General features: G+C 43.5%; 24 protein-coding genes. 13 read left to right on the forward strand and 11 right to left on the reverse strand.

Annotated features, from left to right (window positions below; all coding sequences use genetic code 11):
* Positions 1-35 precede the first annotated feature (35 nt).
* On the reverse strand, positions 36-1,157 hold the full coding sequence (locus L1271_RS09985; protein ID WP_102056964.1) for an S-(hydroxymethyl)glutathione dehydrogenase/class III alcohol dehydrogenase: 1,122 nt from the start codon (positions 1,155-1,157) through the stop codon (positions 36-38).
* Between the two features lie 95 nt (positions 1,158-1,252).
* On the opposite strand from L1271_RS09985, the gene L1271_RS09990 reads away from it, so the two are divergent.
* Entirely contained in the window at positions 1,253-2,128 is an 876-nt protein-coding gene (locus L1271_RS09990) for a LysR substrate-binding domain-containing protein (RefSeq protein WP_235367740.1), read from the forward strand.
* Here L1271_RS09990 and L1271_RS09995 read toward each other — a convergent pair.
* Together L1271_RS09995 and rne are read right to left on the reverse strand one after the other, a co-directional pair.
* A complete protein-coding gene (locus tag L1271_RS09995; RefSeq protein WP_010605005.1) occupies positions 2,115-3,773 on the reverse strand; it encodes a SulP family inorganic anion transporter in 1,659 nt (552 codons plus the stop codon). The genes L1271_RS09990 and L1271_RS09995 overlap by 14 nt on opposite strands.
* A 148-nt stretch (positions 3,774-3,921) precedes the next feature.
* Entirely contained in the window at positions 3,922-7,329 is a 3,408-nt protein-coding gene (gene rne / locus L1271_RS10000) for a ribonuclease E (RefSeq protein ID WP_235367741.1), read from the reverse strand.
* Between the two features lie 610 nt (positions 7,330-7,939).
* Here rne and rluC point away from each other — a divergent pair.
* Together rluC and L1271_RS10010 are read left to right on the forward strand one after the other, a co-directional pair.
* Positions 7,940-8,890, forward strand: a complete 951-nt coding sequence (rluC, locus tag L1271_RS10005; RefSeq protein ID WP_102056961.1) for a 23S rRNA pseudouridine(955/2504/2580) synthase RluC — start codon at positions 7,940-7,942, stop codon at positions 8,888-8,890.
* Between the two features lies 1 nt (position 8,891).
* Positions 8,892-9,536 carry an HAD family hydrolase gene (locus L1271_RS10010; RefSeq protein WP_102056960.1) on the forward strand — a complete coding sequence of 215 codons (645 nt, stop codon included), beginning with the start codon at positions 8,892-8,894 and terminating at the stop codon, positions 9,534-9,536.
* On the opposite strand, the gene L1271_RS10015 is transcribed toward L1271_RS10010, so the two are convergent.
* Entirely contained in the window at positions 9,522-10,124 is a 603-nt protein-coding gene (locus L1271_RS10015; RefSeq protein WP_010605001.1) for a Maf family protein, read from the reverse strand. The two genes, L1271_RS10010 and L1271_RS10015, sit on opposite strands and share 15 nt — an antisense overlap.
* Before the next feature lie 119 nt (positions 10,125-10,243).
* On the opposite strand from L1271_RS10015, the gene yceD reads away from it, so the two are divergent.
* The 9 genes from yceD to mltG all read left to right on the forward strand — a co-directional run bounded on the left by yceD (position 10,244) and on the right by mltG (position 17,375).
* The gene (gene yceD / locus L1271_RS10020; RefSeq protein ID WP_235367742.1) at positions 10,244-10,768 is read left to right on the forward strand and encodes a 23S rRNA accumulation protein YceD; all 525 of its coding nucleotides are present in this window, start codon (positions 10,244-10,246) and stop codon (positions 10,766-10,768) included.
* A gap of 10 nt (positions 10,769-10,778) precedes the next feature.
* A complete protein-coding gene (gene rpmF, locus L1271_RS10025) occupies positions 10,779-10,949 on the forward strand; it encodes a 50S ribosomal protein L32 (RefSeq protein ID WP_010374010.1) in 171 nt (56 codons plus the stop codon).
* Between the two features lie 11 nt (positions 10,950-10,960).
* A complete protein-coding gene (gene plsX / locus L1271_RS10030; RefSeq protein ID WP_010605000.1) occupies positions 10,961-12,007 on the forward strand; it encodes a phosphate acyltransferase PlsX in 1,047 nt (348 codons plus the stop codon).
* 53 nt (positions 12,008-12,060) lie between these two features.
* Positions 12,061-12,987 carry an ACP S-malonyltransferase gene (fabD, locus tag L1271_RS10035; RefSeq protein ID WP_010604999.1) on the forward strand — a complete coding sequence of 309 codons (927 nt, stop codon included), beginning with the start codon at positions 12,061-12,063 and terminating at the stop codon, positions 12,985-12,987.
* Between the two features lie 13 nt (positions 12,988-13,000).
* On the forward strand, positions 13,001-13,747 hold the full coding sequence (fabG, locus tag L1271_RS10040; RefSeq protein ID WP_102056958.1) for a 3-oxoacyl-ACP reductase FabG: 747 nt from the start codon (positions 13,001-13,003) through the stop codon (positions 13,745-13,747).
* A gap of 216 nt (positions 13,748-13,963) precedes the next feature.
* Positions 13,964-14,200: an acyl carrier protein gene (acpP, locus tag L1271_RS10045; RefSeq protein WP_010374019.1), complete on the forward strand. Its 237-nt coding sequence runs from the start codon at positions 13,964-13,966 to the stop codon at positions 14,198-14,200.
* An 86-nt stretch (positions 14,201-14,286) separates the two neighbouring features.
* Entirely contained in the window at positions 14,287-15,525 is a 1,239-nt protein-coding gene (gene fabF / locus L1271_RS10050) for a beta-ketoacyl-ACP synthase II (protein ID WP_102056957.1), read from the forward strand.
* Between the two features lie 33 nt (positions 15,526-15,558).
* Positions 15,559-16,398, forward strand: coding sequence for an aminodeoxychorismate lyase (pabC, locus tag L1271_RS10055; protein WP_010604996.1), 840 nt, complete (start codon positions 15,559-15,561; stop codon positions 16,396-16,398).
* A gap of 5 nt (positions 16,399-16,403) precedes the next feature.
* Positions 16,404-17,375: an endolytic transglycosylase MltG gene (mltG, locus tag L1271_RS10060; RefSeq protein ID WP_102056956.1), complete on the forward strand. Its 972-nt coding sequence runs from the start codon at positions 16,404-16,406 to the stop codon at positions 17,373-17,375.
* Positions 17,376-17,412: 37 nt separating this feature from the next.
* On the opposite strand, the gene L1271_RS10065 is transcribed toward mltG, so the two are convergent.
* The 7 genes from L1271_RS10065 to L1271_RS10095 all read right to left on the reverse strand — a co-directional run bounded on the left by L1271_RS10065 (position 17,413) and on the right by L1271_RS10095 (position 23,899).
* Complete coding sequence (locus L1271_RS10065; protein WP_017219127.1) at positions 17,413-18,021, reverse strand: MarC family protein; 609 nt, start codon at positions 18,019-18,021, stop codon at positions 17,413-17,415.
* A 282-nt stretch (positions 18,022-18,303) separates the two neighbouring features.
* Complete coding sequence (locus tag L1271_RS10070) at positions 18,304-18,678, reverse strand: hypothetical protein (protein WP_235367743.1); 375 nt, start codon at positions 18,676-18,678, stop codon at positions 18,304-18,306.
* A 99-nt stretch (positions 18,679-18,777) separates the two neighbouring features.
* Positions 18,778-19,716: a LysR family transcriptional regulator gene (locus L1271_RS10075; RefSeq protein WP_010604992.1), complete on the reverse strand. Its 939-nt coding sequence runs from the start codon at positions 19,714-19,716 to the stop codon at positions 18,778-18,780.
* A gap of 16 nt (positions 19,717-19,732) precedes the next feature.
* Positions 19,733-21,457: a bifunctional isocitrate dehydrogenase kinase/phosphatase gene (gene aceK / locus L1271_RS10080; protein ID WP_010604991.1), complete on the reverse strand. Its 1,725-nt coding sequence runs from the start codon at positions 21,455-21,457 to the stop codon at positions 19,733-19,735.
* A 162-nt stretch (positions 21,458-21,619) separates the two neighbouring features.
* Positions 21,620-22,096 (reverse strand): hypothetical protein, encoded by a 477-nt coding sequence (locus L1271_RS10085; protein ID WP_102056954.1) that lies wholly within the window; start codon positions 22,094-22,096, stop codon positions 21,620-21,622.
* 65 nt (positions 22,097-22,161) lie between these two features.
* Positions 22,162-23,682 carry a DUF3413 domain-containing protein gene (locus L1271_RS10090; RefSeq protein ID WP_235367744.1) on the reverse strand — a complete coding sequence of 507 codons (1,521 nt, stop codon included), beginning with the start codon at positions 23,680-23,682 and terminating at the stop codon, positions 22,162-22,164.
* A gap of 4 nt (positions 23,683-23,686) precedes the next feature.
* Positions 23,687-23,899: a DUF1414 domain-containing protein gene (locus L1271_RS10095; RefSeq protein ID WP_010374035.1), complete on the reverse strand. Its 213-nt coding sequence runs from the start codon at positions 23,897-23,899 to the stop codon at positions 23,687-23,689.
* Positions 23,900-23,964: 65 nt separating this feature from the next.
* On the opposite strand from L1271_RS10095, the gene yejK reads away from it, so the two are divergent.
* Positions 23,965-24,978, forward strand: a complete 1,014-nt coding sequence (yejK, locus tag L1271_RS10100) for a nucleoid-associated protein YejK (protein ID WP_102056952.1) — start codon at positions 23,965-23,967, stop codon at positions 24,976-24,978.
* The last annotated feature ends 49 nt before the right edge of the window (positions 24,979-25,027 follow it).

A 25,027-nucleotide genomic window follows, 5' to 3' on the forward strand; every position in this document is an offset into this window, starting at 1 on the left:
AAATAGGACGCAACCTGTGCGTCCTTGAGCGGGTACTAGTAATGGATCACTGAGCGGATACTCTTGCCGTCATGCATTAAATCAAAGGCTTCATTAATATCTTCGAGCTTCATGGTATGAGTGATAAAGTCATTGAGTTTGAATTCACCAGCCATATAGCGTTCAACAATCTCAGGAAGCTCTGAGCGACCTTTTACGCCACCAAAAGCACTGCCGCGCCATACGCGACCGGTAACCAATTGGAATGGACGTGTTGAAATCTCTTGTCCAGCGCCTGCAACACCGATGATGACAGACTCACCCCAACCTTTGTGACAGCACTCAAGGGCACTTCTCATAACATCTACGTTACCGATACATTCGAACGAGAAATCCACACCGCCATCGGTCATTTCAACGATCACTTCTTGGATAGGTTTGTCGAAGTCTTTCGGGTTGATAAGATCGGTTGCCCCAAGCTTTGTCGCCAGCTCAAACTTATCTTCATTGATGTCGATACCGATGATCCGACTCGCGCCAGCCATTGCCGCGCCAATGATAGCGGACAAGCCGATACCACCTAGGCCGAAAATGGCGACGGTATCGCCTTTTTGCACTTTAGCGGTATTCATTACTGCGCCCATTCCTGTGGTGACACCACAGCCAAGCAAACAGATCTCCTCAAGAGGCGCTGCTTTGTTTACTTTAGCCAAAGAGATTTCTGGCAGCACAGTGTACTCAGAGAACGTTGACGTGCCCATGTAGTGATAAATTGGTTGGCCGTCTTTATAAAAGCGGGTTGTGCCATCAGGCATCAAGCCTTTACCTTGGGTTTCACGGATCTGCTGACAAAGGTTCGTTTTACCAGACTTACAGAACTTACATTCGCCACATTCCGGTGTGTACAATGGGATCACATGGTCGCCAACGGCAACGCTAGTAACGCCTTCACCAATCGCTTCAACAATACCTGCACCTTCATGACCTAAGATTGCTGGGAATACGCCTTCAGGATCGTCGCCAGACAAAGTGAAAGCATCGGTATGACATACGCCTGTTGCGGTGATTTTAACTAAGACTTCGCCTTTTTTCGGTGGCATAACATCAACTTCTTCAATACTAAGCGGTTGACCTGGGCCCCAAGCGATTGCTGCTTTAGATTTAATAAATTCAGACATGGTTTGTTCCTTTCTTAAAAGTTGATAGCAGTATAACTACATTATGATTTTTGATAATCTATAAAAATCATAAAGACTTTTACGTATATGTAATAATGGATAGATGGATTGGCATTGATGAGTTTGTAGCGGTTGCGAGTAATGGCTCATTTAGTGGGGCTGCAACTCAGTTAAATACTTCGGTTGCGCAAATTAGTCGCCGAGTGAAAATGTTAGAGGAGCGCCTCAACATACAACTTTTGACGCGCACTACCCGAAAATTAGCGCTGACTCAGGAAGGTGAAGTGTTTTTATCTCACGCAAAGCATTTGCAGCATGGATTAGATGACGCCACTGCTGCAATCCGTCAACGTGATAGACAGCCAACAGGCAAACTTAAGCTTACCGCACCGGTAATGTACGGCGAATCTTATGTCATGTCTGCCGTGGTTGACTTTATGCGTTTGTATCCAAAAGTTGAGGTTGAAATGCATTTGACGAACAATCAAGTCGACTTGCTCGATAAGGGCTTTGACTTGGCAATTCGACTCGGTAAGTTACAGGATTCATCACTGCGCGCCAAACGGCTAACCACACGTAAAACCATGGTGTGTGGCGCGAATATCTATTTAAATCAATTTGGCCAACCGCATACGCTCGCTGAGCTTGGCAATCATAAATGTTTGATTGGCAATAGCAGCGAATGGCGCTTTGTTGAGCACGGTAAAACGCGACAAATTAAAGTGGCGGGGCCACTGCGTTGCAACAGTGGTTGGGGGCTCTTGGAAGCAGCAAAGCAAGGCTTAGGTTTGGTACAGTTACCACATTATTACGTGCAAGAGTCGCTAGAGAGTGGTGAGTTAACAGAGGTACTAACCAACTTTAGACCTGAAGAAGAGGGGGTCTGGGCGCTGTATCCACCCAGACAATTTGTCGCGACCAGCTTACGGTTATTACTGGATCACTTAAGTGCGCACTTTAATAAGTTTTAGCCATAGTATCAATGGCTTGACTGAGCGCTATCTCGCGACTATCACAAAATGCACGGTCGCCTAGACGGTCATGAATGTTTAAGCGCTTGAGCTTATCGGTGGTCTCCAAATTCGGTGAATAGATAAACACGCTACAGTCAGCATCAAGCGCATCTGTAATCGCATTTTCAATGGCTAAGCCCACGGTGACATCAATCATAGCTACGTCGCTTAAATCTAATACCATGGCTTTGTATTCACTAATCTTGCGGTGTTGTCTTGCGATTGCTTTTGAGACGCTAAAAATCATTGGCCCGGAAAGATAAAAGAATAATAGTTTACCGTTGGCTTTATCTAACAGCTCGCTTTCCTTTTTTGTTAGTGGCACATCTTCGTCGCTATCACTGTCGCTAATTGCTTTAACATGATTAGCTTGCACTCGGCTTAATCTCTCTATGATCATCACATTAGAGATAAATACGCCAAGGCCCACGGCAACAATCAGGTCAACAAAAACGGTAAGTAGCATTACGCCATACATAATCGCCATTTGACTGACACTAAGCTTATGAGCACGCTGGATAAAACTCCAATCCAGAATATTAAAACCAACATACACTGCAATACCAGCAAGCACCGCCATTGGGATTGGCTCGGTCAGGCTGCCCGCGATAAAGACTACGGCCATCAAAATTAGTGCCCTGAATATGCCAGCGATGGGCGAGCGAGCGCCCACTTGAATATTGACCACAGTTCCCATCGTTGCACCAGCACCTGGCAATGCACCAAAAAGGCCAGCTATCATATTGGCAATACCTTGGCCTCTGAGCTCCTTATCAGAATCATGTTCGGTTCGCGTTAAACTGTCGGCTATTACTGCTGTTAGTAACGTATCTATACAGCCCAAAGTGCCCAGTACCAATGCGTCGATAAGCATTTCAACGAATAGCTCTGGTGATAATACTGGCAACACAATACTTGGCAAGCCACTTGGAATTTCTCCGATGCGGCGAATACTATCGGTATCAAAAATAATAATTGAAAGCAGTGTAACGGCGACGAGTGCGACCAGTTGAGCTGGCACGTACTGGCGCCACTTACTTGGCATTTTGAATAAGATTGCAAGTGTGATCACCCCGAGGAACAACTCAGAAAAGTGTAAATCCATTAGCAGGCTGGGCAAATTAGACAAAGTGCCAACAACACCACCTGCAGGCGCTTGGTGTCCAAGTAAAGGAGCAAGCTGCAAAATAATGAGGATAACACCAATACCAGACATAAATCCGGAGATGACGCTGTAAGGCATCAAGGTAACGTATTTACCTAACTTGAGCGTACCGAGTAAAACCTGAAAAGCACCTGCCATCATGACAACAGTAAAGCCCATCGCAAGACCATTTTCGGGGTACTTGCTCATCATGGCGGTGAGTACTGCTGTCATGATAACAGTCATTGGGCCGGTTGGTTCAGAAATGAGGGAGGTTGAACCACCGAACAGCGCGGCAAATAAGCCAACTAAAATTGCGCCCCACATCCCAGCTTCTGCGCCAGCACCAGAAGCAACACCAAAAGCGAGTGCGAGTGGTAAAGAAATAATTGCAGTGGTTACACCACCGAATAGGTCACCTTTTAAAGAGGCGTTTTTAAATCTCTTAAGTGTGATCATACTTTTGACTTTAACGATCAAAGAATTGACGGCATTCTACTGATAAATAACACGGAGTGCTACGAAGGACTGGTATTACCATTTGTCTGCTCAGTAAAATTCGGACACAAAAAAGCCAGTCTAAAAAGACTGGCTTTTCAATTACTGCTTAGTCAACCTGAGCAGGAGAGGCCATGTCGGCGCTTGCTCTGCCTGTTGGTGACTTAGAGCCAACACCTAATCCGCTATTCGCCACAGTCTGACGCTGTTCATGTGGCATCGCAGATGGTGTTTCTACCACGACATCCTCAATCACACTTTGTGCTTTTGTCATTGGCGCGGCAGCCGTTTGATTGAAGCGTATACGGCTTTGTACTGAATTGCCGTTTACTACTTGTTGAGTAGGTGCTTCAACTGTTTCAGCGACTGGTGTATCTTCAGTTGAAGATTCAGTAACTGTTTCAGCAGCTGTTGTTTCCACAACCGCTTCTGTTGCCGGTGCCTCGGCTGCTGGCTCCTGAACTTCAGGTGTTGCCTCAGTGTCAGAAGCCTGAGTTTCTTCTACAACTGCAGTTTCAGCCTCAACTTTTTCCTCTGTCGATTCAACTTGTTCAGCCTCTACTGTGTCAGCGATTGGCTCAGCTTTCACCTCTTTTGCTGCTTCTGGCGGCATAGCTTCTACTGCTTCTGCGACTACTTCGTCAGCGCTTGCGGATGTTTCGGGCTGTGCAGCTTGTTGCAATGGTGCTTCAGCAGTACTTGCCTCAACTTCTTTTACAGGCTCCGCTTCTTGCGCTGCATTTTCGTCAACCTGTGCTTCGGCTGGCTTAGTTTCGACATGCTGCTCTGCATCAGTGTGTGTCTCAGAAACTGTCACTTCTGCCGCTGGCGCATTATCTTCAGTTACCGCTTCAGGTGACAATTGAGTCTCAACTGTATTTGCTTCTTGCTGTACACCTTCTTGAACGTCAATGTCAGAAGAAGATTTTGCTTTTAGCTCTGCTTCGTATTCTGCAGCTGCTTGATCTGCAACGGGCACAAATGCAGCAGCTTGACCTTTTTCAGGCGTATCCTGACGACGGCGACGTTGACCTGCCGCTCTCAGATGACGCGGAGAACGTCTAGAGCGAGTGCGGCCTTCTTTATTTTCGTCATCATTTTGCGATTCTGAAAGTTCGGCAGATACCACCTCGGTAACATCGTTTTGTTCGTGGCGCTCAGTGTTAGCAGTTTCTTGCTGCTTTGCTTGAGCGTGTACGTCAGATTGTTCAGAAGGTGCTGCTACATGTTCGTTAGTTGCAGACTCTTGTTCTGATTTGTCAGCGACAGGTTTCGCTTTTCTTTGCCTTGGCTTTTGTTCAGCTTTAGAATCAGCTGCCGTTTTCGCTGGTTGTTCAAGCGGCTTTGCTTCTACTTTCACTTCTTCAGTGCTAGCTTGCTCTGACGTGTTAGTATCCTGCGCATTGGTTTCTTCCACACGTACCTTCTTGCGAAGATTACGTCTTTGTCTGCGTGGTTTTACTGTCGCTTCTTTAACTGGCGCGTCTTTAGCCTGAACCGTTTCAACGTTATCGTTTACAGGCTCCTTAGCTGGACGGTTTGCTTTGTCCTGATCTTGGCGCTTTCTGTTATTTGGACGACGGCGTTTGCGGTTATCACCACGTTGCTCGTTACTGTTGTTTTCGTCTTTCGATTCAACCGTTGTGTCTTTTTGTTGATCGTTACGACGGCGGTTATTGTTACGACGACGATTGTTATTATTGCGACGGCGATTATCACGGTTGTTATCGCGTGATGATTTTTCTTCAGAAGGCTTGTTTTCTTCTTGGTTATCGCTGTCACTAGCAAATAGGCTCTTGAACCATTGACCAATCTTTGCAAACAGGCTGGTGCCGTTTTGAGCAGGTTGTGCTTGTGGCTTACGCGTTTGTGGTTTTGCTGTTTGAGCTGGAGTAGGGGCTGGCGCAGGCGCCGGTGCTGGTGCATCAGGCATAACGACACCTTTTAACACAGGCTCCTCTTTCACAATCGCTTGAGCTCGAGCAATTTCAACGACTTCAGGCTCTGGCGCGGTGATCTGCTCATAGCTTGCAGCTTCTGTTGTTTCATCTTTACGCAACCTAACCACTTCATAGTGAGGTGTTTCTAGGTGTTGATTAGGGATGATAACAACGTGGCACTCGTGGCGCTTTTCGATGCGTTGTACAGAACGACGCTTTTCATTTAATAGATAAGCACCAACAGCGACAGGCACTTGGGCGTTGACCTGAGCGGTATTATCTTTGATCGCTTCTTCTTCGATTAGACGCAAGATAGACAAAGCAATGGATTCGTTTGAGCGAATGGTGCCTTGGCCGTCACAGCGTGGACACGTATGTTGGCTCGCTTCACCTAAAGACGGACGCAAACGTTGACGCGACATTTCTAATAAGCCGAAACGAGAAATCTTACCGATTTGCACGCGAGCACGGTCAGTACGAACGGCTTCTTTCAAGCGGTTTTCTACTTCACGTTGATGGCGAGGCGGAGTCATATCGATAAAGTCGATAACGATTAATCCACCTAAGTCACGTAAACGTAACTGGCGTGCAATCTCGTCAGCCGCTTCTAGGTTAGTATTCAGCGCAGTCTCTTCGATATCGCCACCTTTCGTCGCTTTTGACGAGTTGATATCGATAGAAGTGAGTGCTTCTGTTGGATCAATAACGATAGAACCACCTGAAGGCAAACGCACTTCACGCTGGAAAGCTGACTCAATCTGACTCTCAATTTGATAATGCGTGAATAATGGCACATCGTTTTGATAAAGCTTAACACGATTGATGAAATCTGGACGGAAACGCTCGATATGCGCTTTCGCTTCTTCAAAAACACGCGGTTTATCAATTAGGATCTCACCGATATCACGACGTAAATAATCGCGAATAGCACGGAAGATCACGTTACTTTCTTGGTGAATTAAGAAAGGTGCTTTACCGCTATTTGCTGCGTTTTGGATTGCGTCCCAATGAACAAGTAACGCTTTAAGGTCGTACTCTAGTTCTTCGAAAGATTTACCTACGCCCGCGGTGCGTACGATAAGACCCATACCTTTAGGTACGTTTAAGCGACTCAATGCTTCTTTAAGCTCAATGCGCTCGTCACCTTCGATACGACGTGAAATACCGCCAGCTCTTGGGTTATTTGGCATTAATACCAAGTAGCTACCAGCGACGCTGATAAACGTTGTAAGTGCCGCACCTTTTTGACCACGTTCTTCTTTATCAACCTGAACGATGACTTCTTGACCTTCTTTGATCACGTCTTTGATGTTAGGACGACCATTGAATGTGTAGCCATCTGGGAAATACGTTTTAGCGATTTCTTTTAAAGGAAGGAATCCGTGACGCTCAGCGCCATAATCAACAAATGCGGCTTCTAGGGATGGTTCGATACGGGTAATTTTACCCTTATAGATATTGGCTTTTTTCTGTTCGTGACCAGGGCTTTCTATATCTAGATCGTATAGACGCTGGCCGTCAACCAGTGCCACGCGCATTTCTTCTTGCTGCGTTGCATTGATCAGCATACGTTTCATATTGTAATTCTCTACTTAATTATTTACAGCGCCTGATACGTCTTGCCAGCGACAGCGTGCTACACCTTGCATGTTCCTATTAAATGATGCAGTCTCACGACTGGGGGAAAGGGAACATATTCACAGTTTCCGCTTTAAATCAGGGTAAAATCACTGATCCATCGTTCGCTCTTTGCACGTTTATTCGTTTCACAAAGTAGTCATGCACGGGGCAAGTTGAGCTTGGTTTGCCAAGCTTAGCTATCACCATCTTTTGACTTGATTGCTTTGTGGTTATTCACGAGTTGCGGCCTGCTATGCACGGGTATTACTGCAACTGTGGTAAACGTATCAGACAAATTTTAATTTCTTGCTTTTTGGTTTGTTCATCGTGTCCAGTCATTAAACGAAATATTACGCGCTTCGCATTGACTGTTCGCACGTGTTTATCTTAGATGTATGATAAAAGCTTTGGAAATATTAGCTCTAATCTGTATGATCTGCCATCCAAGATGTGCATCACGATATTGTTTTTGCGATAAAAAGCACCTCGCAAAAATTTGCGGCCTGATTATCCCACTAATAATGTCGAGATAGCAACTAAATTATTACTCAAATCAGTGATTAGGCAATGTCAGAGAAACCCGCATTACAAGTTAGCTTCGTTACCGTGACGGAAGACCAAGAAGGTCAAAGGATCGATAACTTTTTAGTTACGCATTTGAAAGGGGTGCCAAAAAGCGCCGTATATAAAATTCTTCGTAAAGGGGAAGTGCGCGTAAACAAAAAGCGGGTGAAGCCTGTATATAAACTACAAATCAATGATGAAATCCGTATCCCACCTGTGCGTGTTGCGGAGAAAACAGAGTTTGTGCCTAAAAATCTAGATAAAGTCGCAAACTTAGAAGATGCCATTCTTTATGAAGATAAGCATCTGATAGTTATAAATAAACCAGCCGGTATGGCGGTACATGGTGGCAGCGGCTTAAGCTATGGCTTAATTGAAGCATTAAGAGCATTACGCCCACAAGAGCAAAGTTTGGAGTTGGTGCACCGTTTGGACCGCGACACATCGGGTTGTTTGTTGATTTCAAAGCGCCGCGCTGTGCTTAAAGGACTTCATGAGCAGCTAAGAGAAAAGACCATGGAGAAGAATTACCTTGCGCTGGTTTCAGGGCAATGGGATGCCAAACATAAAAATGTCACCGAACCGCTACGTAAAAATACCTTAAAGTCAGGTGAGCGAGTGGTGCGAGTGGATCATGAGCAAGGCAAGCCTTCTCATACTCGTTTTAGAGTCGTCGAGCGTTTTGAGTCCGCAACTTTAGTGCAGGCGTCACCAGTAACAGGCAGAACGCACCAGATCCGAGTGCATACTCAATGTAAAGGACATCCGATTGCGTGTGATGATAAGTATGGCGATCAGGTGTTTGATGCCAAAATGCGTGAAGTGGGATTAAATAGGCTGTTTTTGCATGCCAAAGAACTCAGATTTATGCACCCAAAAACAGAAACGACACACCATGTAGAGGCGCCATTGGATGGGGCTTTGGAAGCATGCTTAGTTAAATTAAGGAAGTAACATGCGTTATAAGTGTGTAATTTTCGACTGGGATGGTACCGTCATGGACTCTGTGCCAAAAATCGTAAACACCATTCATCAAGCTGCTGAATCTTGTGGAATTGCACCCGTCAGTAACGAAGCGGCGAAAAGTATTATCGGCCTGTCTCTCGATAAAGCGATACTGACACTTTTTCCAAATCATGAAGACAAATTAGCGTCTTTAATAGCGGCTTATAAGTATATCTATAAACATCAAGATAAAACTCCAGCGCCTCTATTTGAAGGCGCTGAAACACTTTTAAAGCAATTACATGGCAATGGAGTCAAAGTTGCGGTTGCAACAGGAAAAAGCCGAGTCGGGCTTGACCGTCTGATGACAGAAAGCGGGTTGAGTGATGTTTTCGTCACGACACGGACAGCATGTGAGGCGGAGTCTAAACCGCATCCCGATATGTTGCTTCAGATTTTGGCTGAACTAAATGTGGAAGCTACAGAGGCTGTCATGATAGGCGATACGATAATTGATATGAATTTAGCGGAGAATGCAGGCATTGACGCGATCGGCGTCACTATGGGTGTTGCAACAAGAGAGCTGTTATCGCAAACATCGGCTGCCCATATTTGCGATAACTATCATGACTTGTCTAACCTATTGTTGGCCTGATTGCTCAGCGAGCACATCAATACCAAATGTGAGCAGTGTTTTAGTGAGTTGAATAAGGGGAAGGCCAATCAGGGTATTGGGGTCTTCTCCTTCAAGTTTATCAAACAGACAGATCCCTAATCCTTCGCTTTTAAAGCTTCCAGCACAGTTGTAAGGTGTTTCCGCATCACAATAGTTACTGATCTGTGCTTGGGTAAGTTGGCGAAAGTAAACGTAGAACGGTACTACTTCAGTGACCGTTTTGCCGCTTTCAATGTCGAAAACGGTTAAACCAGTCAAAAAAGTCACGCGATTATTACTAAATAGGCTTAGTTGCTTAATCGCGTTCTCTTTATTATGCGGCTTTCCTAGGATCTCACCGTTGAACAGCGCGACTTGGTCTGAACCAATCACCACACCTTGTTGATATTTTGCTATTGCTGCTTTGGCTTTTGATTCGCTCAACCGTGCAACAAGTTGCTGCGCTGATTCACCTTCGAGTGTTTGCTCATCTACATCCGGTGAAAAAGATGCAAAAGGAAGCATTAATTTTTTCAAAATTGACTGCCTAAATGGCGAACTTGAGGCTAGAATAAGGGGCGTTTTCATGAGATTTTTATCTTTGTGACAACATTGCCAACAGGATAATGCGCAATAACGCGAAAAACAAAGGGAAAGTGTATTTTTACTTTGACTAACACAGTAACTATCTATATGATGCAGCCCCTATGCAAAAGGTGAAAATTCCCATCACTATTGATCCATGCAGAGCAGCGCAACGTCGAGCATCTTATTACGGTGTTGTAATGCTTGAAGAACTTTCTCGATTGCAGCAAGTTGTGCGTGATCAAAATAGTGAAATAGCGGTAGACATTCATTTCAACATCGACGAACAAGGTTTGGTTGTTGTGCAAGGCAAAGTCCGAGCCCATCTAACTGTTGTATGTCAGCGTTGTAATGATGAATTAGGGTTGGATTTGGAACAAGACTTTGCGTATTCGCCAGTCGGATTAGGTGCAGAGTCGGATGATCTTCCCGAGCGTTATGATGTGTTGGAACTGGATGAAGAGGGTGAAGTTAATCTAAGACAAATCGTCGAAGATGAACTGCTACTCGCGATTCCGATAGTCCCGACGCATGATGAAGCACTATGCTCTTATTCTGATAAGCCAAAGAGCTTTGGTGAAATTGAAGCAGAAGATAGCAAACCAAATCCATTTGAAATTTTGAAACAACTTAAGAAAGATTCTTAGGAGAAGGCTAATGGCGGTACAAAAAAGCAAGAAGTCACGCGCACGTCGTGGTATGCGTCGTTCACACGATGCGATCAGTGGACCAGCTCTAACTGTAGATCAGGTTTCTGGCGAGACTCATCGTCGTCACCACGTGACTGCTGACGGTTACTACAAAGGCGTTAAAGTAATTTCTAAGTAAGAGATTACTTTATGCTGACTGATCTAACCATTGCGTTAGATATGATGGGGGGCGATTACGGCCCCCGTTCATCTATCCCCGCAGCCATCGCTGCTGTGCTTAAGCACCCAAATTTAAATCTAATCCTCTGTGGTAATCAGCAAGTTATTGAAAGTGCTTTGACTAAAGCAAATATGCTGGATCATCCAAGACTCAAAATTAAACACTGTAAAGAAGTCGTCACTAACGGTTGTGAACCTGCCTCTGCACTTAGAAATAAAAAGCAGTCTTCAATGCGTATTGCGCTTGATTTGGTGAAATCTGGCGAAGCTCAGGCTTGTGTAAGTTCAGGCAATACAGGTGCGCTCTTTTTTATGGCCCACTATGTGCTAAAAATGTTGCCTGGCATCAAGCGTCCCGCGTTAATTTCAGCCGTTCCAACAGAGAAAAAACAGCCCGTTTATCTGCTTGATCTTGGTGCGAATGTGCATTGTGACCCTGAGACCCTCTATCAGTTTGGTATTATGGGCTCAATCGTGGCTGGAGAGGCATTAAATATTCCTTCACCTAAAGTGTGCTTGCTAAACATTGGCTCTGAAGAAATCAAAGGTCATGATGGTATCAAGCAAGCTGCAAAATTAATGAAATCCTCATCTGTTATTAATTATCAAGGCTATTGTGAGGGGAGCGATATGTTCTCTGGCAAAGCCGATGTTATTGTGTGTGAGGGATTTGTCGGCAACGTTGCCTTGAAAACCTGTGAGGGGATTGCCAAACTCATCATGCATAAGTTTAGCAAAGCGTTAAAAAAGCACTTTTTTTATAAAGCGTTGGCCTTTTTACTTCGACCCGTTATAAAAAAATTGTATAGAAGGGTGAACCCCGACCAGTATAACGGTGCAAGTCTGGTAGGATTGCGCGGTATTGTTGTGAAAAGTCACGGAAATGCCACAACTAAGGCATTTTTAGCCGCGATTGAAGAAGCTGCGCAAGAAGTACAACGTAAGATCCCTGAAAAGATCCAAACGGTGTTTGCTCAGGTCGACACAGAAAAACAACCGTCAGGTCCGCATCCCTAACACTTCTAAGTGACATGAGGACGTGGCGACAACAGAGAAAATAAGAGCACAATATGTCACAAAAAATCGCATTATTTTTCCCAGGGCAGGGCTCACAAAGCGTGGGCATGTTATCTGAATTATTAGCATCTTCTGACATCGTTAAAGCGACGTTCGCTGAAGCGTCAGAAGCACTAGGCTACGATTTAGCCGAACTTGTGCTAAATGGTCCTGAAGAAGAATTAAACCAAACGCACCGTACCCAACCAGCATTATTGACCGCAAGTGTCGCTATCTTTAGAGCGTGGCAAGAGAAAGGTGTTGAAGCTGAACTGACGTTAGCAGGTCATAGTCTAGGCGAATACTCTGCATTAGTATGTGCAGAAGTATTAACCCTTGCAGATGCCGTTAAGTTAGTTGAAAAACGTGGTTTATACATGCAAGAAGCAGTTCCTGCTGGTACGGGTTCAATGGCGGCAATTATTGGTTTAGATGATGACGTGATTGCAAAGGTGTGTGCCGAATCTGCACAGGGGGATGTTGTTTCGCCGGTAAACTACAACTCACCAGGTCAAGTGGTGATTGCGGGTCATGTTGAAGCAGTAAATCGAGCCTCTGAAGCGTGTAAAGAAGCAGGAGCTAAACGCGCATTACCACTTGCAGTTAGCGTTCCATCTCATTGCGCATTAATGAAACCAGCAGCTGATAAATTAGCTAAAGATCTTGAGATACTCGCTTTTTCAGAGCCAAAGTTTGACGTGATTAACAATGTTGACGTTGCTGTTGCAAAAGATGCTGCAGCAATAAAAGATGCGCTTATTCGCCAGCTTTATAGTCCAGTAAGATGGACTGAAACTGTACAAGCGGTTGCAAAAGAAGGTGTTACAACAACTTTTGAGTTCGGCCCTGGTAAAGTGATTTCGGGTCTTGTCAAACGCATCGACCGCTCAGTGTCGTGCGTGTCGGTAAATGATTTAGCTGCCATTGCAGCAGCAGAATAATAACGAGAGTATTATGAGTAATTTATTTTCTTTAGAAGGAAAAGTAGTACTAGTAACGGGTGCTAGCCGAGGTATTGGTAAAGCAATCGCTAACGCCTTAGTGGCACAAGGTGCAAAAGTTGCGGGTACTGCAACGAGTGAGTCTGGAGCAGAGCGTATCTCTGAGTATCTAGGCGAAAGTGGTAAAGGTTATGCGCTAAACGTGACAGATGCCGACTCAATCGCAGCAACTTTGGATGCAATCAAAGCAGACTTAGGTGATATCGATGTGTTGGTAAACAATGCTGGTATCACTCGTGATAACTTGCTGATGCGCATGAAAGATCAAGAGTGGGATGACATCATCGATACTAACTTGTCATCCATTTTCCGCTTATCAAAAGCGGTACTTCGCCCAATGATGAAGAAGAAAAATGGCCGTATCATTAACATTGGTTCAGTAGTGGGCACTATGGGTAATGCGGGTCAAGCTAACTATGCTGCTGCAAAAGCGGGCGTAATTGGTTTTACAAAATCATTGGCGCGTGAGGTTGCATCTCGTGGTATTACGGTAAATACTGTAGCACCGGGCTTCATTCAGACAGACATGACGGATGAGCTAACTGATGAGCAAAAAGCAGCGACTTTGGCGAATGTACCAGCAGGTCGTTTAGGTCAGCCTGAAGAAATCGCAGCGGCTGTGGTTTATTTAGCATCAGATGTGGCAGCTTATGTTTCTGGTGAAACTTTGCACGTAAATGGTGCGATGTACATGGTTTAACCCGCTAAGATCACAAATCAATTGAAATTTTTGTGATCTTGTCGACAACGTACTTGAAATCGTCACGAAAATAGGCGATAAAAAGATCCAAAGCTTTGTAACAGGTTTGACCAGAAAAAAAAGTACGGGTCAATCCTTGAATCCCAGAATGATGCGTCGTAAACTGCGCCGCAATCTGAAAATTAACGCAGTAGCGTTTAAATAAAGGAAAGAAGAATGAGCGACATCCAAGAACGCGTAAAGAAAATTATTGTTGAACAACTAGGTGTTAAAGAAGAAGAAGTTAAATCAGAAGCGTCTTTCGTTGATGATTTAGGTGCTGACTCTCTAGACACTGTTGAGCTTGTAATGGCGCTAGAAGAAGAGTTCGATACAGAAATCCCTGATGAAGAAGCTGAGAAAATCACTACTGTTCAGGCAGCTATCGACTACGTTACTGCTCACGCTGAGTAACTAGCTTTTCTATTAGGGCAGCACTCGCTGCCCTAACTCTTTCTAGACCCCCCAATTATTATAATAATCCCTTTTTGGAGGACACCGTGGCTAAACGTCGAGTCGTAGTAACTGGCTTAGGTATGTTGACGCCGCTGGGTAATGATGTTGCATCTACCTGGCAGGGCTTATTAGAAGGCCGTAGTGGTATTCGCAATATCACGCATTTTGACACAGAAGGTTTCGGGACTAAGTTTGCTGGTTTAGTGAACGACTTTGATGTCACTGAGTACATTTCCCCTAAAGATGCTAAAAAAATGGATGTTTTCATCCAGTATGGTATCGCTGCAGGTGTACAGGCTTTAAAAGACTCAGGTCTTGAAGTTAACGAAGAGAATGCCGCTAGAGTTGGTGTGGCCATCGGCTCTGGTATCGGTGGTTTGACGCTAATTGAAGAAAACCACATTAAGCTATTAAATAGCGGTCCACGCAAGCTTTCTCCGTTTTACGTTCCGTCTACCATTATCAATATGATCTCTGGCCACTTGTCCATCATGCATGGCTTGAGAGGTCCAAATATTTCGATTGTGACTGCATGTACAACTGGCCTTCATAATATTGGCCATGCGGCACGTATGATTGCGTACGGCGACGCGGATGCGATGGTAGCAGGCGGTGCTGAAAAAGCGTCAACGCCAATTGGTATGGGTGGTTTTAGCGCGGCTCGTGCGCTTTCTACACGTAACGATGATCCGCAAGCGGCTTCTCGCCCTTGGGATAAAGACCGTGATGGTTTTGTGCTAGCTGATGGAGCCGGTGTGATCGTACTGGAAGAATATGAACATGCGAAAGCTCGTGGTGCGAAGATCTACGCTGAACTGGTTGGCTTTGGTATGAGTGGCGATGCATATCACATGACATCACCACCAGAAGACGGTGCAGGTGCTGCACAGGCCATGGTTAATGCATTGAATGATGCAGGGATCAATGCAGAGCAGGTTGGCTATATCAACGCACACGGCACTTCTACTCCAGCGGGTGACGTTGCAGAGACGCATGCTGTTAAGTCGGTATTTGGTTCTGCGGCAAAAAATGTGATGGTGAGCTCGTCTAAATCAATGATGGGTCACTTACTTGGTGCTGCAGGCTCAGTTGAATCAATTATTTCGATTCTTGCGCTGCAAGACCAAAAAGTAACGCCGACCATTAACTTGGATAACCCAGATGAAGGCTGTGATTTAGATTATGTGCCTCATACTGCCCGTGATGCGAAACTAGAGTACACTTTGTGTAACTCGTTTGGTTTCGGTGGAACAAACGGTTCGTTGCTATTTAAAAAGGTGTAGATCAGCCTTAGTAATTTGATAGCAAAGTAGGTTATGATAAAAAAGCTCGGCATTGCCGAGTTTTTTTATGTTTTTGATACCCTTAAAAAGGAAAGTGATGTGGATAATCAACAGCTTTTTTCTAACACTGACAGAGGATTGGCCTATGGCGATGGCTTTTTTACCACCGCGTTAGTCCGTGATGGAAATGTTGATTTGTGGCCACTTCATAGAAACCGACTGGTGGAATGTCAGCAGCGCTTGGGCTTTCCTGAGTTACGACTAGGCGAAATCGAGTCTTTGGTTCAAGAGCAAGTTAAAGATAAAAGGGAAGCGGTGCTAAAGCTCCTTATCACTCGAGGGGAAGGGGGCCGTGGTTATCAAGCTCCTGAGACGCCTGAGCTGAGTGTGAGTATTCAGATATTACCTTTTCCTTCACACTATACAACTTGGCAGCAGAGTGGGATTGAAGTCGCATTAAGCCGGGTTAAACTGGGTATTCAGCCGTTACTCGCTGGATTAAAGACACTGAATCGGTTAGAACAAGTACTTATTAAACAAGATGCTCAGACATTGGTTTGTGACGATGTCATTGTGACGGACATCAATGATAGGGTGATTGAAGCGTCAGCGGCAAATATCATCATGATTAAAGACAACAGGCTGTATACACCAGAACTTAGTGGCTCAGGCATTAAAGGCGTGTTTTTAACCGCACTTGAAAGTAAACACGATATTAGGGTCAAAAATATTGCTTTTGACGAGTTACAAGCGGCTGATGGTGTATTTATTTGTAATAGTTTAATGCAGTTGGTACCTGTAGTAAGAATTGAGAATAAACATTTCGATATCGCCGACTTACATGAATTGAAAAGGCGATTTTTAGGGAAATAATATAAATGAAAAAACTGTTCATCATAGTCGCATTTTTGATAGCAGCAGCGTCATGGTGGTTATCTCAGCAAATAAATAAGGTTAAATTTGAACCACTTAATATCTCTGAGCCATTAGTTGAGATAAAGGCTGGGCAAACATTCAATCAGCTATGTCATCTATGGCAGCGTAGCGGGGCGTTATCTAACTGCTTTCCTTATCAACTTTATAGTAAGTTAGAGCCTAAGTTATTCGCGTTACAAGCGGGCTTTTACGATCTTAAAGGGCTAACTGTACTAGATGCCATCAGCAAAATTAGTCGCGGGGAGCAACACAACTTTAGCTTTACAATCATTGAAGGGATGCCCATTTGGGAAGTCAAAGACAAGCTCCTCAGCGCCCCCTACTTAACGCAAGACATTGATAAGCTGACAGCACAACTGAATATATCGCAAAGTTCAGCTGAAGGGTGGTTGTACCCCGACACCTACCACTATCATGGAAATGATTCAGCACAGCGCTTACTTAAACGTGCCCATACCAAAATGCAGAGTGTGCTTGAAGAAGAGTGGCAAAATAGAATGCCAGATCTTCCTTTAAACACGCCTTATGAAGCCTTGATCTTGGCTTCGATTATTGAGAAAGAAACGGGTGTAGTCGCAGAACGAGATAAAGTTGCCTCCGTTTTTATCAATCGTTTGCGTAAGGGCATGCGTTTACAGACAGATCCAACCATTATCTATGGTATCGGTGAGCAGTTTGATGGTGATATTAAACGTGAAGATATCCGTGAAAAGACACCATATAACACCTATCGGATTGATGGTTTGCCACCGACACCCATTGCAATGCCGTCTCGTGCTGCGATCCATGCGGCACTTAATCCAGCAACAACCGAATACTTGTACTTTGTTGCGTCAGGAGATGGTGGACACCACTTTTCGAAAACACTGACTGAACATAATAAAGCGGTGAAGAAATTTATTTTGAAACAATGACATCGAAAGAGAGGGCTAACCCTCTCGTTACTCTCTATTACAACATAAAATATTCTTTAATACCCGCCAATACACTAGATACTGCAACTGAAGCTAAAATAAGTCCCATTACTCGGCTGACGATACTTGCGCCACTATCACCAATCCATTGGTGAATTTTTGTCGCAACCAGTAGAAATATCAACACGATAGCCAATACGCTGAGCATAATAATCGACGTTTGGAGTTGTTCAAATACATTGTTTTCGCTGTTTTTAGTAAGCAAAACGGCTGCTAGCATTGCCCCTGGGCTTGCGATAGAAGGCATTGCTAAAGGGAAAATAGCGGTATCGGATGCTTTACTGTCTAACTTAATCTCTTCACTTGGCTTACCCTCGCCAAAAATCATTGTCATGGCAAAGATGAACAGTACGATGCCTCCGGCAATCGCGAATGCAGGTAGGGGAATACCAATTGCGTTTAAAATGATTTCGCCCGCAATAATAAAAAACAGCAACACAATGGCTGCAACCAGTGTAGCTTTTACCGCTATTTTTCGTTTCGTCGCAATATCAAAGCCTGTGGTGGTTGCGATAAATACCGGTATAGTGCCAATGGGGTCGATGACCGCAAAGAAAAAAATGAACGTTGAGATATAGTGTTCCATAGTTCCCTATTATGAAATAAAGGTTGTTCACAAATTATACCAGTTGTATTAAGTAAATGATCTATCTTGAAGCGGGGAAATAGCTTTAGTAGCAAGGCAAAAATTTTGCTATTTAGTTGTTCTAAATGAGAAATTTTTAACGAAGCTAATATGCTATTTCACCCTTCAAATTGATTAGAGAATTAATTCAATTGGTATTACTTATGGTTGGCCATCTGCTATTGACCAACGGCAAATAATATCACTAATTTCATGACTTTATTCTGAATTTCCTTAATTATTTTATGTATTCACAGCATGTACCCAAGCTACTGCGTCGTTGTAGTTCTCGAAGTTTTTAATCGCTAAGCCGTGCTTGTCAGCAAATGCTTCAATTAATCCACTTTTGGTGTCTGAGGGGGAGATAACTCGGGCAAGAGTAACCCCATCGACAAATTGATTGAGTTTTTGTAAAACGGTTAGCACGCTTGGATAGTCGTAGGTGATATGTAATTGAGAGACGTCGATAACTAAACTTTTTAGCTGATTCGATTTAAGTGCAAGCCCTAAATTTTTGTACATCTCGATGATATTGGCTTCCACGCATTCCCCGTATGCGGCTGCGTGGATAAGTTTCTCTTTACTATCAACCGTTGCTCTATAAGAGAATTTTGCCATGCTCTATTGCACCTTTTATGCATATAGATAAAAGGATAGTTCAATTAGCTGGCGATACCAATTTCAAAAAGCGCACCAAAGCAAAGCTTAGTTATATCGCTATGCTAGCTCTTCAGCTACCTCAGCGATTTTTTGTCTCAGCCAAATGTGGCTTGCATCACGGTGTAATAGCGGGCTCCAAATCATATCTAACTCAAACGGCGGAATAGGGAATGGCGGCTCCAAAACTGTTAAGGTCGGATCATCACGATAGATATTCGCGGCTTTTGACGGTAATGTTGCGATTAAGTTCTGCTCTTTTGCTAAGTGAATTGCAACGTGGTAATTACGTGTAAAAGTTGCGATGTTTCTGTGTTTTCCAAAGTGTGCGAGTGCCTCGTCAACCCAGCCAAGTTTCTGTACATCGGCGGGATCCATTCCGACCCCAACACCAAATCCGGTTTTACTTACCCAAATATGGCGAGATTTTAAATAGGCATCAAGCGTAAAGTTGGTAATAACGGGGTTATCGGACTTCACCAGACAGCAAAAACTATCCTTCCAAATTCGTTTGTGGTGAAACGATTGCGGTAGATTTTCGAAGCGGTTAATTGCCATGTCTACCTTGCCATTTTCTACATCATGAAAAGTAACATCACTCGGCGTGAGAATATCAAGGGTCGTATCTGGGGCTTCCTCATGAAGTTTAGTTAGAAGTTTCGGCGCAAGCGTACTTGCAGCATAGTCGCTGGCCATAATCCTAAACACTCGATTACTACTCGCTGCTTCAAACTCCCTGTTAGGGGCTAAGGTTTCTTCCAAAGTCATGAGTATGCCACGGATCACAGGCTGTAGCTCAAGCGCGCGCTCTGTTGGCACCATGCCTTCGCTGGTACGTACTAAAATAGGGTCATTAAAGAGGTTTCTGAGACGCTTAAGACCGTTACTCATTGCCGGTTGGGTAATACTTAATTGATTTGCGGCACGTGTTACATTGCATTCTCGAAGTAAGGTATCGAGGTAAACCAGCAGGTTAAGGTCAATTTTACTAATGTTCACTCAGTTTTCCTTTGTATTATTCTTCTTTTTTGGCATTTTGGAGAAAGCGATTGTCATGTGGATAAGGGTAAATATGTCTTACGACTTTCTCACGAATATCTCGTTGTGCTTGCTGCCAAAACAACACCTCAGCCAAATCAGCATGATGGCGCAGAAACATTTCCTTTAGTGTAGGATTTGTCAGAACAAATGTACACAACTGTTCAGGAAAGACGTCTTGTGGTGCACTGGAAATATCGCCAGAGTCGTACATATTATCTAGCCCTTGTTTTGGCAGCGCTCTAAAGTTCATTTCCGTGAGATATTGCACCTCATCATAGTCATAGAAGATAACTCTATGGTGTTTACTCACGCCAAAGTTTTTTAACAGCATGTCACCTGGAAAAATGTTTACAGCGAGCATTTCTTTGAGCGCATAGCCGTAATCTCTAATGACTTGCTCACACGTTTCTTCATCGGCTTGCTGTACAAAGAGGTTGAGCGGTGTCATACGGCGTTCAATATACAAGTGCTTTATCACCATATTATCCCCCTCAATACGTATACTTTGAGAGATAGAGTCCAGCAATAGCTGATAAAGGGCTGGTGAAATACGTGCAAGTGGGATCACCACATCGGAATATTCAATTGTATCTGCCATTCTACCTACGCGATCGTGGCGTTTTACAAGTTGATACCGCTCTAGAACGGTTGTTTTTGTAAATGGCTTACTTTCTGGAAATTGGTCACGGATCACTTTAAAAACATAGGGAAAGCTTGGCAGAGTGAATACCATCATTACCATGCCGGGCGTACCTGGAGCGACTTCAAATTGTTCTTCGGAATTAGCTAAGTGGTGTAAAAACTCACGATAAAATTCGGTTTTCCCCTGTTTATGAAAGCCGATGGCGTTATAAAGCTCAGCCTTTGTTTTATTTGGCATGAGTTGATTTAAAAACTTAACTAGCGCAGATGGGGCGTGGGTCTCTACTAAAAAGTAAGCCCGCGCAAAACCAAAAATCACCCGCATTTGTGAGCTGTTGGTAAGCAGCGCATCGATCAGTAAGCCCCCAGTTTGTGCGTGTAATACCGAAATGATAAACGGCTGTACACCAGATTTAGATACCACTCGGCCGACAATATAGGCGCCTTTATTACGATAGAAAGGTGCGCTGAGGATGTCGAAGCGCATTAAGTGTGCCTGATGATGCGTGTTAGGTGCTTGTTTAAGAAACGCCTTAACGAGTAGTCGAATATCTCTATCTAAATCTTCAAATTCACAATGAAAGTCAATGTGTTCAATGATTCTTTTGATGGTGGGTTTGAGGCCACTGACGACTGGAAAATAGCTTCGATACTCTGCTTCTACAGGGAGTGATGTGGCGTTAGCAAGCTGGGTTTCAACAAAAATGAAATCGCTATTGTAATATCGGCGGTGAAAGAGGCGACAAAAAACTGAATTATAGAAAGTTTCAGCAAGCTCTGGTTGAGGGTGAAAGGTAAGACGCTCAAGGTAAGCCTGTTTTACTTTATACCATAGCGATTCATCCAGTTGCGTAGAGCCATAGAGTTGTATTAACTTCTGTGCGGTTTCATCAACTTTACTATCGTATTGGCTGATCCTCGCTTTACTTATCCGCTCTATCTCTCCCCAATTTTGAGCAGCAAAAGCGATGGGTGCCAGTTTGGTAATTTTTACAAATGCGTGATAGTGGTTTTGAAAACCTGATAAAATTCGCTCTGCTAACTGCTGTGCTTGCATCTACATCCCTCATAAATTATCCACGCGGAGTGGTTTCACTTTACAAGGTAATGTGCGAAAAGTCATCTGGTAATACCAGTTAAGGTGTTTGCATAACTATAGCGAATGCGCATAGACCAAGTGTGATTCTCAAAAAACAACCAATGTAATTGAGCGGTTATATCACTCATATTCTTTGAGTTGCCTTTCTAATTTTGAAATCTCTTTCTCTAGGCTTTTAATCGCTTTAGCATGTGCCTTATTAATGGCCTTTATTTCCTTTTTAACTTGTCTGACGACCTTTTTGCGCCTGTCTTCATTCATCAGTTTAGTTAATTGATCTTGTTGCTCTCTAACTGCGGTATCTCTTTTGCGATTGAGCACGGCTTTTTCATGGTGTTTGGCTCTGAGTGCACGCTTTGTCCTTTTCGCAATTTGGTTACGTTCCAAATTGTTTAACGTTTTATAGTGCTGCTCTGAGGGAGCCGAGGCTTTAGGATCGGATGTGGTTATCGTATGCTGGGTCGCATTGGCCGAACAGGGAAATTGGCTAAAAACGATGCCTCTGTCGGTCGTGCATTTAAAGTATTTTACCGTTGTTGTGGCGAAACAATGAGTAGAGACAAAAATCAGTACGAGTAGTTTTAGATATAATTGCATCTGGCATCCTTGCTGTAACAGTTAATATCTACTTAACCATAGATGACATCCCATTTTGTTCAAGGTTATTGCGCTTCAGGGGCTGTGAATTTTTTTAATGTCTTAATACTTTGTATTAAAAATGGAATATCTAGATTGCCGTTTAACACAAAGCCTTCCTTTGCTGACATCTGCTTGAAGCTACCATCTTGATTGACTAAGGTGATTTTGTCTTTTTTGAAGGCAACTAAGACACCTTGCGTAAAGTTAACGCCTTCTGCATGAGAGCGAGTTTTAATGTTCGATGCCAGCATACTTTGTTGAGCAAGGGGGTCGCAGCCTAGATAAGAGCTTAATAGGGTGTAGGTGATGTCATTGGGCTGCACAAGACCAGAAGCCTGAGCAAACAGCTCAATGTTCGTTACCGCAGAACTGGTTAATACCGTCGCTTGCTGTGCACTAATATCAATTGCCACGAACGGCTTTGAACTATCAATGTCAATTTCGTCACTTACTTCAATGATTGTTAATTTACTTGTTTGATGAGAGGGTACAAAAGAGAACTCGCCGTTAGCATTAACACTCATTAAGTCATTATTAATTGACCATACCGGAACTTGCTGCTGTAGCAGGACAGACTCTTTATAATAACTCGGTAGACCGTATACCAGGCTGAATAGTGCATCGCTGCTATTTCCTGCGCGTAAAACAGAATCCATTCGGAACACGTTATTTTTACCGTTGCTCTGAAGTGCTGTTGCTGTTTTTTGGAAAAGCGCCTCATCTGTGTAAGCATAAACGTTGATAGGTTGCTCTGTGGTATCTTTCTTTTCTTTGCATACCGCCGAAATTACAGGGGCTTTGTATTTTGAATGCGTATCACCAATGCTTAGTGAGTGCGCTTCTTCATACTGCTCGATATCAAGTAAATCGTGTCTGGCGAGTAAGCTCTTTGCGGTTGTAGGATATGAGAGAGGTAATACATTATCTTGCTTAGTGATATCGAAAAAGGCATTCGCATCGGCCCAAATATGCAGGCTGTGACTGAGCGCAAAGCAGGTAACAATGGTCCCCGTTGCATAGCGAGGGAATTTATAGGATTTAAGCTCGGCCAAATGACGCCAAGCATAATTACCTGCGAGTAGTTCAAAAGTGAGCACCAGTCCAAGCATTGCAATGGTAACAATGAGATTAATGAGGGATGATCCGACTAAGGTTTCCCACAATAAAACAAAAATATCGGAAAGCGAAGCTGGGTTTATATGGTAGCCAAGTTGTAGGTAAACAAAGGCATCCACTGTTAGTACAACAATACCAACCGAGGCAATAATTGCAGCCATCCCGCGAATATGTCGCGGGTAAGGGAATATTAAACTAAGCGGAAAGATAGTTAATACAAACGCACAAAAAGTGATAAAGCTGGTATGGCTTATCCACGTGATCAGCATATAAAACCAACCGACAAAGGTACTTGGCGCTTTGTCGGCGAACAAATAAACTGAGCTAATCAATAAAACCAAGCCAATGTTAGCAAAGGTAAACCAGTGTCCCCAGCTGAGTAATTGACTTGCTTTTGATGAAAAAGGACTGTGCGGTGTAAGATTCATTCCGTTACTTTACTGATTGTGTAAGTGCTTTGGCAAAATTTTCGGCAACAGATTGTCTCTTACTCTCTGGAACATGTTCTTTTAGAATGTGCGTGATAGAATTACCCAAACACATTAAGCTGAGATCAACTGGTGCGTTTTGCGAGCTTAATACATTAACTAATTGGTCAACAATTTCTTCTACTTGTTTATTGGAATACTTTGATTGGATAGGCATCAGTTGGTTCAATTTATAAAAGCAATAATTTTTACATTTTAACATTAGAGGCGTGAAAAACAAAGATGAGCGTTGAGGTAAAAAAACTAGTTGTTCACTATGTAGACAAACAAGACGAAGATACCGAAATACATCTACGTGACGATGAAATGCAAGTCAATGACAAAGTTAATGTTTTCATTGAACAATTGCATCATGCCTACAATGGCAAACCGGGTAAAGGGTTCTGTGCTTTTAGCGGCGAAAAAAGCAGTGTGGTCGCGTCTGCGATGCAGAGTTATAGAAATAATGAGCTTAACTTTTGGAATTTAACCCAAGAAGCAACCAATGTGCTTAAAGAAGAGCTTAATAAATATGCATTTCATGAAACTGGGTATTTAGTGTTTTGTCATTATCAGTATGTTGCCAGCAATTTTATTATGATTGCACTGATTAATATTAAAGAGCATTACACGATTACCTCAGACTTAGACTTATCCGCAGCAAAACACTTAGATATTTCACGTATGCAATTGGCTGCTAGAATCGATTTAGATGCTTGGGATACAGCCGCAGAAGAAAACCGTTATATTTCCTTCATTAAGGGGCGTGCTGGTCGAAAAGTTGCTGATTTCTTTTTAGATTTTCTTGGTTGTGAAGAGGGGATCGATCCAAAGCAGCAATCACAAACTATGTTACACGCGGTTGAGGATTATTTGTCTACACAGCAATTTGAAAAGTCTGAAAAAGACGACATCCGCAAGGAAATTTTTGATTACTGTAACGACTGTGTTTCAAGCGGCGAGGACGCAGATGTTAATACACTGTCCGAGACGCTTTCTAAGTCTTCAGACGTAAAGTTTGAAGACTTTTATAAAGAGCAGGGCTATGAGCTGGAAGAAAGCTTTCCTGTCGATAAAAAGACAGTAACGAGTATGGTGAAATTTTCCGGGCTTGGCGGTGGAGTAAGCGTTGGCTTTGAACGTAAGCATTTGGGTGAGCGGGTTATTTATGATGCTGCGACTGATACACTTACGATTAAAGGTGTACCGCCTAACTTAAAGGACCAAATTGAACGTTATTATAATGGCGAATCTTAGTTTATAAAAAGCAGCGTAAGCTGCTTTTTTGTTCCTGTTTCATCCCTTT

It is taken from the genome of Pseudoalteromonas sp. OF5H-5 (genome assembly GCF_021530695.1).
In the GTDB taxonomy this organism is placed as follows: domain Bacteria; phylum Pseudomonadota; class Gammaproteobacteria; order Enterobacterales; family Alteromonadaceae; genus Pseudoalteromonas.